8 protein-coding genes are annotated in these 14,887 nt (G+C 64.3%); 6 read left to right on the top strand and 2 right to left on the bottom strand.

Annotation, left to right across the window (positions count from 1 at the left end; translation table 11 throughout):
* The first annotated feature begins 84 nt into the window (after positions 1 to 84).
* The 6 genes from EHS19_RS02285 to EHS19_RS02320 all read left to right on the top strand — a co-directional run bounded on the left by EHS19_RS02285 (position 85) and on the right by EHS19_RS02320 (position 13,260).
* Positions 85 to 5,625 (top strand): glycoside hydrolase domain-containing protein, encoded by a 5,541-nt coding sequence (locus EHS19_RS02285; protein ID WP_151916193.1) that lies wholly within the window; start codon positions 85 to 87, stop codon positions 5,623 to 5,625.
* Between the two features lie 485 nt (positions 5,626 to 6,110).
* Positions 6,111 to 6,632 carry a 50S ribosomal protein L10 gene (gene rplJ, locus EHS19_RS02295; protein WP_151916194.1) on the top strand — a complete coding sequence of 174 codons (522 nt, stop codon included), beginning with the start codon at positions 6,111 to 6,113 and terminating at the stop codon, positions 6,630 to 6,632.
* A gap of 102 nt (positions 6,633 to 6,734) precedes the next feature.
* Positions 6,735 to 7,118, top strand: coding sequence for a 50S ribosomal protein L7/L12 (rplL, locus tag EHS19_RS02300; protein WP_151916195.1), 384 nt, complete (start codon positions 6,735 to 6,737; stop codon positions 7,116 to 7,118).
* Between the two features lie 302 nt (positions 7,119 to 7,420).
* Entirely contained in the window at positions 7,421 to 9,175 is a 1,755-nt protein-coding gene (locus tag EHS19_RS11265; protein ID WP_241677030.1) for a variant leucine-rich repeat-containing protein, read from the top strand.
* Between the two features lie 6 nt (positions 9,176 to 9,181).
* A complete protein-coding gene (locus EHS19_RS10665; RefSeq protein ID WP_241677031.1) occupies positions 9,182 to 13,027 on the top strand; it encodes a helicase in 3,846 nt (1,281 codons plus the stop codon).
* Positions 13,024 to 13,260 carry a hypothetical protein gene (locus EHS19_RS02320; protein ID WP_151916196.1) on the top strand — a complete coding sequence of 79 codons (237 nt, stop codon included), beginning with the start codon at positions 13,024 to 13,026 and terminating at the stop codon, positions 13,258 to 13,260. The genes EHS19_RS10665 and EHS19_RS02320 overlap by 4 nt, the downstream gene beginning before the upstream one ends.
* A gap of 211 nt (positions 13,261 to 13,471) precedes the next feature.
* Here EHS19_RS02320 and EHS19_RS02325 read toward each other — a convergent pair whose 3' ends face one another.
* Both EHS19_RS02325 and EHS19_RS02330 read right to left on the bottom strand, forming a co-directional pair.
* Positions 13,472 to 14,230 (bottom strand): SAF domain-containing protein, encoded by a 759-nt coding sequence (locus tag EHS19_RS02325; RefSeq protein WP_175578249.1) that lies wholly within the window; start codon positions 14,228 to 14,230, stop codon positions 13,472 to 13,474.
* A gap of 401 nt (positions 14,231 to 14,631) precedes the next feature.
* Positions 14,632 to 14,820, bottom strand: coding sequence for an FmdB family zinc ribbon protein (locus tag EHS19_RS02330; RefSeq protein WP_151916198.1), 189 nt, complete (start codon positions 14,818 to 14,820; stop codon positions 14,632 to 14,634).
* Positions 14,821 to 14,887 lie beyond the last annotated feature (67 nt).

Raw genomic sequence — 14,887 nt, forward strand, 5'->3', positions numbered from 1 at the left:
ATCTCCACATCCACGATCAATGATCGTCTCCACCCCGCCCAGCAGAAGCTGCTCCAGCAGAACACCGGCTGGAAGTCGATCGACATGTACACCGCCACCGCGAATCGGCAGGATCTCTACAATGCCGACGGCGTGCACTTCACCGATCGCGGCTACCAGTTCGTCGCCGAGCAGATCGGCAAGGCGATCACCGGCGCCGACGTGCGCGCGACGACCATCTCGCACAAGAAGACCAGCGGCGACTCGAACCGCTTCACGTTCGCATCCGGCGCATGGGAGACCGGCAACGCGAACCACACCTGGTCCAAGACGCCGAGCGCAAGCCTTCCCGCGTCGAGCATCTGGTACGAGGTCGATTTCGTCGGCACCGGCATCGACGTGTTCGCCGGCAAGAACCGTCCGATGGGCAAGGTGAAGTATCTGATCGACGGCAAGGACATGGGCGACTACAGCCTGTACAACCCCAGCAACATCGATTCGACGTGGATCGCTTCGTTCCACGGTCTTACGGAGGGCGAGCACACGCTCAAGGCGGTCGCCACCGGCACCAAGGACGATGCGGCCAGCAACAGCGGCATCGACTGCGCGAAGGTGATCGTCTACCATGCGCCCTACAAGGGCACCGTCACCGCCGAAACCGACGCGCTGCGCCTGCAGGCCGGCGACAAGGCGGCGCTCGCCGTCTCCGCCACCCCCGACTACGCCTCGCTTGAGGACATGACGTACACCAGCGCGAACACCGGTGTCGCCACCGTCAGCCACGACGGCACGGTGACCGCGGTCGCCGCCGGCACGACCACCATCACGATCGCCTCGACCACGCAGAACTTCTCGAAGACGGTCAACGTGACCGTCACCACCGAGGCGATCACGCTGCGCGGCGGCATCGTCGAACCGGACACCCAGTACACGCAGGACCGGCTCGCCGAGGTCAAGGCGCTGACGGCCACGAACAAGTCGCTCGTCGCATGGCGCAACGACAAGGTCAACAGCGAGCTCGCGCTCGCCGCGTCCGGCACCAAGCTCACCAATCTCAAGGTGACCGCCGGCGAACTCAAGACAGCAGACGGCAAGAACAGCATTGCCGCCAGCAACGTGACGGCCACGTTCATCAAGTCCACCAAGGCGTACAGCGGCAACTACCTCGGCTACGGCGACCCGACCCGCGCGGTTCCGCCGGCAACCGCCGATAACCGCAAGGAAAGCAACGACATCCTCTACCAGACCACCCCGATCACCGTCGAGGCCGACAAGGTGCAGAACGTGTGGGTGTCGTTCTCGGTGCCGAAGAACACGCCCGCAGGGACGTACCACGGCACGCTGACCGCCACCGCGGACGGCGTTACGACCCCGCTCGTGTTCAACTACAGCATCGAGGTGCTCGCCGCCGATCTGCCTGACGCCAGCCAGTACGAGAAGAACTTCGACATCGAGCTGTGGCAGTACCCGTACACCTCCGCCGAGTACTACAACGTCACGCCGTTCTCGAAGGAGCATCTCGACATCCTCAAGTCCAACATGGAGCTGTACAAGTCGGTGGGCGGCCACGCCATCACCACGACCATCTCCGAGGACGCGTGGAACGGCCAGACCTACAGCAAGAACGCGGTCCACTACCCGTCGATGGTCAAGTGGACGAAGAAGGGCGACGGCTTCACCTACGATTTCACCGATTTCGACAAGTGGGTGCAGTTCAACAAGGATCTGGGCATCGGCGACAAGATCGTCATCTACTCGATCGCGCCGTGGCACAACTCGTTCACCTACTACGACGAATCCGGCAAGCTGGTCAAGGAAGCGTACAAGGTCGGCTCCGACCGCTGGAAGAGCGTGTGGACCGACTTCATCAGCCAGCTGGTCGGTCACCTGATGGACAAGGGCTGGTTCGACGAGTCGTACATCGGCATCGACGAGCGCGGCTTCAGCAAGGACGCCTTCGATCTGATCGACTCGATCAAGAACATCCACGGCGAATCACTCAAGACCGCCGGCGCGATGGATCATTTCAAGGACAAGCATGATCTGGCGATGCGCGTCACCGACCTCAACGTCGGCGACACCGCAGCCGCCGCCGATCCGGCCACGTTCAGCAAGCTCGTCGCCGACCGCGCCGAGAAGGGCTACCGCACCACGCTCTACTCGTGCACCGAGCACGAGCCGGGCAACTTCTCGCTGTCCGCTCCGGTGGAAAGCTACTGGTCGGTGATCAACGCCGGCCACGAAACCGCCGGATTCCTGCGCTGGGCGTACGACGCGTGGGTCGCCGACCCGCTCAACGACGCCACCCACAACGCGTTCGAGCCGGGCGACCCGTTCCTGATCTACCCCGCCGAAAAGAACGCCGCGGGCGCCGATCGCGTATCCAAGTCGTCGGTGCGTCTGGAGCGCATGGGCGAGGGCGTGCGCGACGTCAACAAGATCAAGCTGATGCTCGCCGAGATCCCCTCGCTGCAGGCGGACGTGGACGCGATGTACGCGAAGATCGCCACCACGCCGAAGATTCAGCGCGCCTACCTCACCGCCGATCAGGTGACGCAGCTGTCCGGCGAGATGCGCTCGTTCCGCAACGATCTGACCGCGCTCACCCGCAAGTATCTTGAGCTCAAGGCCAACGGCACGAACAAGGTCGAGTCGGTCACCATCACCGGTGAGGCGACGATGACGCTCGGCTCCACGCAGCAGCTGACCGCCACGCTCGCGCCGAGCAACCTGCTCAACACCGCCGTGTCGTGGAGCTCGTCGCGCACCACCGTCGCCACCGTGTCCACCACGGGCGTGGTGAGCGCGCTGCGCGCCGGTTCGACGACGATCACCGCCACCTCCAAGGCCGACCCGACCAAGAAGGCGACGTTCGCGATCAAGGTCGCCCCCGCCACGGTTGCGCAGGGCGTGCACTACTACTCGTTCGACGACTCCAACGCGAACGATTCGTGGGGAACGCGCAACGGCACCGCCGACGCGGCTGCCAGCTACGCGGACGGCAAGTCCGGCAAGGCGCTCAAGGTGACCGACGGCAAGGGCGTGACGTTCACGGGCGCTTCCGGGCTGAAGACCGACTGGTCGGTCGGCTACTGGGTGCGCGCCGACAAGATCGCCGACCGGGTGTCGGTGACGATGGATTCCGAGAAGAAGTACTCGGGTGATCTGAAGATGGCTGCCGACAGGCAGTCCGGATTCCACGTCGGCACCAACGCCGGCGATGTGCTCACATTCCGATACGACTTCAAGCCGGACACCTGGTACTACATCACCTGGACCCAGCAGAAGTCCACCGGCCTGACCATGTACGTCAACGGCGTCAAGGTCGATGCGAACGCGTGGACCAAGAACAAGGACATCCCCGCCCCGGCCGACGTGATCGGCGGCACCGGCTTCACCGGTCTGATCGACGAGGTCAAGATCTACAACCGCACCCTGACCGCCGACGAAGTCAAGGCGAGCACCCTGCTGCCCGGCCTCAACCTCGATCCGGCCAGCGTCGACGTGTACGTCGGCGAATCGCAGATCCTCGGCGTCACACTGGTCGATCCCAAGGACGGCAGCAGCGAGGACGTGACGTTCACCTCCGTCGATCCGAAGATCGCCACCGTCGATCAGGACGGCGTGGTCAAGGGCGTCAAGCGCGGCACCACGACGATCACCGTCACCGGCGGCGGCTACACCGCCAAGGTGAACGTCAACGTGACCCGCAAGCTCACCATCAAGAACACGCTGAAGCAGTATCAGCTGCCCGCCAAGTACCTTTCCGACGTGCACAAGTCGGAGGATACGAGCAGCCAGTACTTTGGCCAGCCCGACATGGTGCGCACCTCCACCGGCCGCCTGATCACCGCGTTCCCCGAAGGACACGGCAAGGGCCCGCTGATCATGAAGATCAGCGACGACGAGGGTGCGACGTGGACCCGCAAGACCGACATCCCCGCATCGTGGGCGAAGTCGCAGGAGACGCCGACCATGTACGTGCTCAAGCTGGCCAACGGCACCGAGCGCATCATGCTCATCACCTCGTGCCCCGGCTGGACCGACGGCCACGGTGACGGCACCACCGGCTGGAACACGTCGTACTCCGACGACAACGGCGAGACGTGGACCGAATACAAGCACTGGTACACCAACCACGCCAACGGCACGCCCAACAAGGCGATCGTCGGCATGGCCAGCCTCGTGCAGCTCAAGGACAAGGACGGCAACTACATCGACAAGTGGCTCGGCGTCTACCACGACTACGACTACGTGAACTGGAAGACGTACCTGACGTTCGACAAGGACGGCAACGAGCAGTGGAGCGAGCCGGTCAAGTACCTTGAGCAGTACCGTTCGATCGAGCTCGGCTACCAGATGTGCGAGATCGGCATGTTCCGCTCGCCCGACGGCAAGCGCATCATCGGCCTCGCCCGCAGCCAGTCGCACAACAACCCGGCCACGCTGATCTACTCCGACGACGAGGGCGAGACCTGGTCCAAGCCGATGGACCTGCCCGGCTCGCTCGCCGGCGAACGCCACAAGGCCGTCTACGACCCGATCTCCGGCCGCCTGATCATCACGTTCCGCGAGATCAACTACGATCTCAACGGCAACAACCAGTTCGACGGCAACAGCGACTGGAACGCCGGCGACTGGGTGATGTGGGTCGGCACCTACGACCAGCTGATCAACCAGGAGGACGGCGAGTACCGGGTGCTGCTGGCCGAGGACTGGGCGAACAACGCCAAGTCCGGCGACACCGGCTATGCGGGCATCGTCACGCTGGCCGACGGCACGATCATCATGGACTCGTACGGCCACTGGGACAAGGAGTTCTCGCAGTCGTGGAAGGGCGGCGTGACCACCGACCGCTGCTACATCAAGCAGGCGAAGTTCAAGCTCGCCGACATCGAGAACCTTGAAGGTCTGGTCGACTACTCCAAGCTGGAGAAGAAGGTCGCCGAGGTTGAGGGTGCGGGCTACAAGCAGGCCGACTACACGGCCGACTCGTGGAAGGCGCTTGCCGACGCGCTTGCCGAGGCGAAGTCGGCGCTTGCCGCGAATCCGCGTGCGCTGCAGCAGGTGCAGGTCGATGCGATGGTCGATGCGATAGATGCGGCGGTTGGCGGACTCAAGCCGGCCGGCGGCACCGATCCCGACAAGCCCGGTCCGACCGACCCGGACAAGCCCGGTGGCGGCACCGATCCGGACAAGCCCGGTGGCGGCACCGATCCGGATAACCCCGGTAGCGGCGACAACCCGAACAACCCGAGCAATCCCGACAAGAAGGTCGACAGGACCGCGCTGAACGCGCTGATCAAGCAGGGCGCCGGCGTCGATGCGAGCCGCTACACCGCCAAGTCGGTGGCCGCGCTCAGGAGCGCGCTCGACGCGGCTCGTGCGGTCGCCGCTGATGCGAACGCCACGCAGGCGCAGGTCGATCTTGCCGCGGCGAAGCTGCGCAAGACGATCGACGATCTCGTCCCGGCCGGCAACGGCGAAAACGGGCAGAACGGCGGTACCGGCGACATCGGCAAGAAGCCCGGCAACGGCGGCGATCTGTCGGATACCGGTGCCTCGGTGTCCGCGGTTGCGCTGCTGGCCGCGATGATGCTCGCCGCCGCCGGTGGCGTCGCATTCGCCCGCGCGCGTCGTCGCTGACGCTGATACCGACCTGACGGACTGATTCGGCCCTCCCTTGGCGCTATGTCGGGGAGGGTCGAATCGGTTGCGGTGCGTCCATGTGACTGAGTTCGGCTATGAGACTGTGTGCGGCTATGCGACTGTGTTTGGCGAAGTGACGCAGGTTTGTTCATGTGACGCAGGTTCGGTCACCACAAGCGTTCGCGCCGCGTGAGCGGCAGTCATGCCATTCGACACGCCGAGATTGCGCGCGTCCTGACCGGCGCGTATATTTCCAATCTTGTAAACCACAGACCGTTGGTTGAAGTGCGTGCAAGCGCAGTTCCGAAGTTTGGTTCGCCAAGCCAGCGCAGGTTGAGAGATAGTCGCCCGTTCGCGGGTTGCCGCTGTGCGCGGCCGAGTGTTGCCTCACCTGTGCGTGAGGCTTTTTTATTGCCTCGCGAAAAACGCAGGCGGGCGTTCCAAGCCGAGCAAGATCAATGGCCGATCTAGGAAGGAACGCCATGAAGAGGCCCGAAAAGGAAGCGGTGGTCGCTCAGCTTACGGAGCAGTTCCGTAACGCCGATGCCGTCTACCTGACCGAGTACCGCGGGCTTACCGTTCCGCAGGTTTCCGAACTGCGTGAAAAGCTAGGCCGCGATACTTCCTACACTGTGGCTAAGAACACGCTGGCGCGCATCGCCGCCAAGGAAGCGGGCATCGAGGGTCTTGACGACCTTCTCAAGGGCCCGACCGCCATCACCTTCGTGAAGGGCGACTTCATTGAGGCTGCGAAGACGCTGCGTGACTTCGCCAAGACCAACAAGGCTCTCGTTATCTCGGGCGGCTATGCCGATGGCACCGTCTACGACGGCGAGGGTGCAACCAAGCTGGCGGACATGATGTCTCGTCCGCAGCTGCTCGCCAAGTTCGCCGGCGACCTCAAGGCCACGACCGCCAAGGCCGCGTACCTGTTCGTCGCTGTGCCGACCAAGGCCGTGCGCACGATCGACGCGCTGCGCGAGAAGCAGGAAAAGGCAGCTTGATCCCCATGCGGCTCGCCGCATGATCAACATTCGGAACAAACAGAACATTGCGACGGCCGGCAGGCTCACGCAGGTCGCCGTCAGATTTGAAAGGAAGCCATCATGGCTAAGTACACCAACGAAGAGCTGCTGGAAGCTTTCGGTGAAATGACCCTCGTCGAGCTCTCCGAGTTCGTCAAGGCCTTCGAGGAGAAGTTCGACGTCGAGGCCGCCGCCCCGGTCGCCGCCGTTGCCGCCGCTCCGGCCGCCGGCGCTGCCGCTGAGGAGGAGGAGAAGACCGAGTTCGACGTCGTCCTCTCCGCCGTTGGCGACAAGAAGATCGCCGTCATCAAGGCTGTCAAGGCCATCACCAACGCCGGCCTCGCCGACGCCAAGGCTATGGTTGACAAGGCTCCGTCCACCATCCTCGAGAAGGCCAAGAAGGAAGACGCCGAGAAGGCCAAGGCTCAGCTCGAAGAGGCTGGCGCCACCGTCGAGCTCAAGTAATGATCGCGGCTTGAGCCGCTCATTGCCTGATCGCTTTCGATCAATCCAGACCCGCCGAGTGCGCATGATCGCGCCGGCGGGTCTGTTTGTTTTTCAGCGAGTGTTTTCAACGATTGTCCCTCCACTGAGCTTTGCCAAGGCGCTGCATTGCGCGCCACCGGATGCCGACGAACGGCCCACTATGGGAGAATAATGGGGATTATCCCGTTTCATCCGCATGTTGCGGCGGGGCGTGTCACAATGGTTGATAGTGTGTTGGGATGATCTTGTGATTGAGATCTCCGGGAAGGAAGGCCGTCACGGTGAGTGAACGTCAGCAGGTAACGCAGCAGTGGCTCGTCAAGGTCGCAGGCGGCGACCAGGTCAGCGTACGTCCCGGCGATGGCGTTGAGATCGGGCGTAAGCCGTTGCGCCCGTTGGCGGACGACGGCGTGAGGCGCATGGAGTTCGCCGATCCGACCAAATCCGTGTCCAAACGGCACGCATTGTTCACCGTGACGGCGAACGGCACGGCCACGATCCGTGACCTGCACTCCACCAACGGCTCGTACGTCGTCCGTGACGACGGCGCGCTGATGCGCATTCCGCCGGACGTTGATTTCGAGCTGCCGTCAACGGCCATGCGCATTCAACTGGGTGACGTTCCCATTGATTTTCTGCGCGTTGAGGCACCGCGCCCGGCCTACGAGGTCCCCTCGGTGCCCGACCTGTTCGACTATGCGCTCTCCGATGTCAAGCCCGAGCCGGACATCGCCGATATGTCGGTCGATGACATCCTCGATCTGCGCGCCGGCGAGCCGACCAGCATGTTCAATGCCGACACGGTCGTCAAACGCGCCGGGCAGTTGCGCGCCGCCGAGCAGACGTCGTTCCGGCCGGCGGCGTTCAATCCCGCGTCCGGTGGTTCGCCGTCAGACGGTGTGCCGTCGGCGGGCATGGCTGCGTTCGCATCTGCATCGTCTGTCGCATCCCCATTGGCGACGATGCCGGCGTCGGTCTCGTCGGACGCCAGCGGCGTTGCGCGCACGAGCGATGGCCACGATCAGGACACCGTTTCCGTGCCGATCAACGTGCTGCCGACCGGCGATCCGAAGCCGCGCAATCTCTTCGTCGACGCGCTTGCCAGCCGTCAGACGACCGGTCAGGATGCCTCGCAGCAGCCGTCCGCGCCCGACTCGATGGGATCATCCGACTTGATCGGCTCTCCGCAGTCGGAGTACCCGGTGTCGAATGCGGGCGCACCGATCGGTGCCGTATCTCCGTCGGATGCGCCGCTCGGCAATCCGAATCACGGCATCCAGGCGACGCAGCCGTCCCCGATCGGTGCTGTGGTGCCGATATCCGCATTGGCCGGTCCGCATCGGCACATCGCGCAGCAGCCGGCCGCGACACCGGCCCTGCCTTCCGCCGAGCAGCCTCAGCCAGTTGCGGCGCATCAGCCGCAGCCGACTGCGGTCGTGGAGTCGGCTGCGATCGATGGTGCCGCCCTAGCCGAAAACAAATCGAATGGTGCAGCACCGACCGATGAAGCGTCGATCGATACTGCGTCGAATGACAATGCGCCGACTGCCGCAGCACCGAATGCAACAGCACCGAATGAAGCAGTGCCGACGGATACCGGTGCAGCTGCCGCCGCGTCCGCATCCAATGAGATTCCGCAGGAGCATCTGCGCTATGCGCGGCCGGCCGGCGCGGCGAGCGACGCCGATGCCGACGCGGCCGACGACGAAGACAACGAAAGCGATCAGACCGGCGTCTATACGCCGGCATTCGAGCCGGGATCAATATTCGACCGTATCTCAAAAGGACAGTTCAAGCGCCCTGAGCCGACCATCGAAGTCGACGGCATGACCTCCGATGAGGCGAAGCGGACGGAGGACTACAAGCTGCAGTGCGACATGGCCCGTCATCCCGAGCTGCTGCCGTTCATCGCCATGAACCCGTCGCTGTACGATGAACTCTACGAATGGCTGGCGGCGCTGGGCAACGCGGACATTGACAAGGCGCTGGAATCCAACGCAGGATATCAGGATTACCGTAAAGCGGTAGGGAAGTGAGCATCGATGAGTGACAACACCCGCAATGACGCGACCGGCGTGACTGAGACCGGCGCAAACGCGGCCTCGGCTGCATCGGCTGCCACGTCGGCTGCCGCCTCGGCCGACGTGCCGACGGCATCTCGGCAGCATGCCCTGGCGGCGCTTCGCGCATGGCGCGAGCAGTACCGCAGCGGGCTGGCGCCGTCGCCGCTGGAGGACATCAGCCAACTGTCCGCCCGGCTCGACTTGACCCATGCGCATCCGTCCGGAATCGCGCAGCTGTTCGCCAGCGGACACGCCTCGCTGGAGGCGCTGTTCCGCGACAACGGCATGCTGCGCGCCGCCGGCCGCCGTGTGGAACGCGTGCTTGACGATCGCAATGCGAAGATGCGCGTCAGCGGCGTGCCTGAGCTCTCCCTCATCGTGGGCGTGGCCGGCTGGAACGGCAACCAGGTGCCGGTATTGCTGTACCCGGTCGAAGTGACGCGCGGCGCGAACGAGCCGGAGGCGAAGATCACCATCCGCTTCACCGGGCATGTGCAGCTCAACTCGGCGTTCGTGTCGGCCATGCGCGAGCAGGGCGTGCTTCTGGATGAGGATCGCCTGTTCGACGGTTCCAACTATGAGAGCGGCACGCCGGAAACCGCCGCCGTGTTCGCGGCGATCAGCGGTCAGGCGACACGCGTCTTCCCCGACTTCTCCATTGAACGGCAGATCGTGCTCGGCTGTTTCGTGGACCCCGCCTCGCTGATGCTCGCCGAAAGCCAGCGCATCATCGATCGCCTGGCGTTGGGACCGAGCGGCAACACGCTGCTTGACGCGCTCGCGGGGGATGCCAAGGCCGCCGAGACGCTCGCGAACCCGGTCATGCCGGAATACAGCCCGTTCGACGCCGATCCGCACACCGAATACGAAATCGGCGACGTGAGCAACGCGGTACGATACGCGGCGAAGATGGCCGCATCCGGCGCCAGCGTGTTCATGGACGCCGAAGTCGGGCGCGACACCGCCGAATATGCGGCCGCAATCGCGTCGCGCTGCGTGTTCAAAGGGCGTTCCGTGCTGTATGTGCCGTGCGTGGCCGACCAGAAGCGTCGGTTCGTGCAGGCGATGGCCGCCGGCGAGATGCGCTCGCAGATCCTTGACATCGCCGACGAGCGGACGAACGCCGATATCGACCGTCAGCTGATCACCGCCGTGGGATTCCGCCCCGGCGTGGCCAGCGAACGATACGATCAGCTCGCCGACGAGCTGGTGGGCGTGCGCTCGCGGCTTACCCGGTATCTGGGCGATCTGCACGGCGTGAACGAACAGTGGGGCGTCTCCGCCTATCAGACCATCCAGAATCTCGCCAACATCGCCGTGCTGCCGACGCATCCGGCGACGCGCGTGCGGCTTTCGCTTGACGCGGCGCGTTCGATCAGCGGTCATCTCGACGATTGGATCGCCAAGCTGCAGCGCGCCGGCAAGGTGGGCGAATATACGATCGGCCCCGACGACACCGCGTGGTACAAGGCGTCGCTGACGACCGAGGAGGAGGCCATCGCCGCCTACCAGCATGTGGTCGATCTGCTCGAGAAACTGCTGCCCGCCACGCGCGAACAGGTGACGAACACCGTCAAGACCTGCGGTTTTCCGGTGCCCTCCACCGCGCAGGAGTGGGGACGCCAGGTCACCGTGCTCAAGAACCTGCGTCGTGTGCTCGACGTGTTTCAGCCGCAGATCTTCGAGCGCGACATCGCCGCGATGATCGAGGCGACCAAGCCGAAATCCGACCGCAAGGCCGAAGGCTCCTCGATGGGCTGGTGGGAACGGCGTCGCCACATCAAGGAGGCGAAGAGTCTTCTGCGCGTTGGCGCGCCGGTCGAAAACCTGCACGAGGCGCTCAAGGTGGTCGCCCGGCAAGGCGAGCAGTGGCGCGAATTCGTGCCTCACGGCGGCTGGCCGGTGCTGCCCGCCAAACTCGACGAGATCATCGAAACGCAGGAATCGCTTGCCAGCAGCATGGTCGCACTCGACGCGGTGCTTGCCACCACGCCGGGCGGCGCCGACCTGGAGACCACGGATCTCGCCGCCATCGAAGAGCGGCTCAAGGCGCTGTTCGACGATCATCGCGCACTGGACACACTGCCCGAGCGCTGCCGACTGGAACACGAGTTCGCCACGGTCGGCCTGTCCGAACTTGTGGACGATCTGCACACGCGGCGCGTCGCCGTCGAGGCGGTCGGCGACGAGCTGCGACTCGCCTGGTGGACCACGGTGTTCGACGACATCGTGCATTCGTCGGCGATCATCTCCAATCAGGACGGTTCCGTCATGCAGACGGCCGCCGACCGCTTCGCGCAGGTCGACATCGAGCATGTGCGGTCCATCGGACCGATGGTCGCGCAGGAGTCGATGCGTCGCCTGAGCGATCTGCTGTTCGCTCGCACGCAGGAGGCGAACCAGCTACACACCACGTTGGCGAGTGCCGCCGGTGGTGTTGCCGGCGGTGCCGGTACGGGTGCCGCCTCCGGTGCGGGTGCTGGTGCGGGCGCTGCCGGCGGCGGCGTACGCGTGCCGCTGAGCCGCATTCGTCACGACCATCCGCAGATCCTCGCCGCGGCAAAACCGGTCATGGTCGGCACGCCGGCGACGCTCGCGGCATTGACGAATCCCACGCCGCTCGCCGATCTGGCGATCATCGACGCCGGTTCGCACATGCAGCCGATCGAACTGCTGACCGTGCTCACCCGCGTTCGTCAGGTCGTGGTCATCGCCCATCGCAACACCGTCACCTCGCCGTCACTGTCGGCGCTGATCGGCATGCTGCCATCGGTTGGCGTCGTTCCGCGCCCGGTGCGTCGCTCGCCGCGCCTGACCGCGTTCCTCGAATCGCTCGGATACGGCAGGATGCGTCATGATGTCGCCACCGTGGAAGGCCGTGTGCGGTTCCACCCGGTCGAGGCGAGCGGCGTGCCAGTCATCGCCTCCGGACTGGTGGAAAGCAGCCAGCAGGAGATCGAACAGGTCGTGCAGCTCATCATGGAACGCGCGCAGGGCTTCACGATCGTTCCGGCCAGCTATCTGCTGACGGTGGTCACGCTCACCGGTTCGTTCCGCACCCGCCTGGGCGCCGAGCTGAAGGCGCTCGCATCTCGCGACAAGGCGATGGGACGTTTCCTGCGGCATGTGCGCATCGTATCGATCGGTCAGGTCGCCGGTGCACGGGCGACCGACGTGATTCTCGCGCTCTGCTACGCCAAGACGACGCATGGCCGTCTGCTCCAGCAGTTCGGCGCAATCGAAGGCGATGCCGGTCGTGGCCTGCTGCTGGACGCGTTGGCGCTCGCCGATCGCGACGTGGACATCACCTGCGCGTTCCGTTCCGCGGACATGGATGATGACCGACTTCATCAGGCCGGGCCGAAGCTGCTCAAGCTGCTGGTGCATTGGGCCGAGCAGTTGAGCGCAGCCGAGGGGGCGACCGGCGGTGTCGGTTCTGGTGCTGGTGTCGGTGTCGCAGGTGTGGGAACCGGTGCGCCGGCGTTTACGGAGCATGGCTCGAACGTGCTGTTCAACGACTTGGCCGAGCGCGTGCGTGCGCGTGGCCTCGCGGTGGCGCTCGACTACGGCTACGATGGCGGCATCCGTATTCCGATGGTCGTCGGTCTCAAGGATCGGCCCTTCTCGCTGGCCGTGCTGACCGATGACGTGCAGTTCATGGGCATGCAGTCGACGCGCGAACGTCATCGCACTCTCATGCGGGATTTCGCCTCGCTCGGATGGTCGGTGATGACCGTGTGGAGCGTGGCCGCCTTCGTCAACCCCGACAAGGAGGTTGATCGCATCGTCGAACGCATCGGCGAGATCTACGGAGAGCAGGCATGAGCGAGGAGACGAACAGGCACACGGACGGTTCGGCGCCCGCGTACGACCCGCATCGCCGCACGCCTCGTCGGCACCGTCGTGTGACCCTGCCCGGCACGGAACTGTTCGACGCGGACGGCGTCAAACTCGAACCGGGCGATCGGCGCACCGAAGCCCAGCGCAACGCCGACGACGATGCGCGCATCCTCGGGGAGTTGCCACCTCACTGGGCCGTATTCAATACGGCCCAGTGAGGTGGCCTTCGCGTCCGCTTGTGGGCGGACGCTCACTTCGCCTACGAAAGCACGCTGTGCTTTCGTTTGTCGGCTCAGCCTCATTGGTCCGTGTTCAACACTGCCCAGTGAGGTGGCCTTCGCGTCCGCTTGTGAACGGGCAGTCTCTGGCCCCCTCTGATGAGGGGGCTGTCGGCAAGGCCGACTGGGGGAGAGATGACGGCCAATAGTCTCACGGCGTCTCCTCCAGTCGATGCCGCACTACTCGCCCAAGGCCCACCACGAGAATGCCTCGCTCATTACCGCCACTGAGCACACGACCGGCGTCCGAAGGCGGCATGGCAAGCGTCAGCATTGCGCCCGTCCCCTCCGATGACATCTGTCCGAATCGGCCATCGCCTCCGTCGACGTCACCGCCACGAGACGAGCCGATGCCATTGCCATCGGCAGCGCTCTCGTCGCCATCGTTTCCATAGTCCACATGCATCACCAGCGCTTCACCGCTCAACTGGCATGATGCCGCCAGCCCGGAGCGCGCTTCCCCACCTCCCAAGTCGTCCAATGCGTCGCTTGCAACGTCGCCTGCAGCGCCGCCTTTCGCATCATCGTTTGCATCATCGTCCGCACTGCCGTTCGCGTTGCCAATATCCATGCCGCCGGCATCGCCGACGCATCCATCGACCGCCGTCAATGCGACCCGATCGCCGACGACGATATCGTCCACATTGCTCACCGGGCGAACATCGACCACCGCATGCCCGGCGGGCGCGACCGGAGCCGCGCGAATCATCGATCCCAGCAGTGGTTCCCCGGCCGCGATGTCAACCTGCGCGACCATGCCGAGTGCGTCGGTGGGCGAACGAATCGCCGTTCTCAGCGTATCGTTGCCGGGCACGATACGCTCGGTCAGCATCGATGCGTGTAGCGACGTGCCACGCGCCACGGCGACGTTCGCCACCACCACCGGTTGCGAGGGAATGATTGATGACACGGCCTGCAATACGCAGAACGCCGCCATTCCGGCGCAGCACGCCACGGCAAGCCGTCGCAGCGCGTCACGCCGGATTCGCGTCTGCCGCAGCTGTCCGCGCGGTTGTTGCCGCTGCGATCGTCGCCCACGCAACAATCGATCGCATACAGTCGTTATGGTCTTCATGGTCGCATCATGACCGAGTCCGCGCGCCCGCGCAACTCAATCAGGGTGCTGTGGACGGAACCTCAAAGTTATCCACATTCGTCGCTCAAATTGTCTCGCTATGCGGTTTCCTGATCACAACGTGGATATCCGGGCAAAAAAAGAGCCGCCTATTGCGGCGGCTCACATATTCCGGCGACTCATGCCGACACTGAATATGACGTTATTTGGATGCTGCTTGGACGTCTGCTTGGATGCTACTTGGACTTGGCACCGTCGGTGCGGTAGAAGCCGTGGCCCTTGAATTCGATCGGAACGGCCGAATACACCTTGCGCACCTGCTCCTCGTGGCACTGCGGGCAGACGGTGACGGGCGCATCGTCAAACGACTGATGTTCGGTGAAATCGTAGCCGCAGTTCTTGCAGCGGTAATGATAAGTGGGCATACGTCCTCCATATCAGGGAATCATTCGTAAAGTCTCAACCCGTCATATCCTAGTCGGCACCCTGACA

Origin of the sequence: Bifidobacterium jacchi, assembly GCF_009078285.1 — a bacterium.
Taxonomy (GTDB): Bacteria; Actinomycetota; Actinomycetes; order Actinomycetales; family Bifidobacteriaceae; genus Bifidobacterium; species Bifidobacterium jacchi.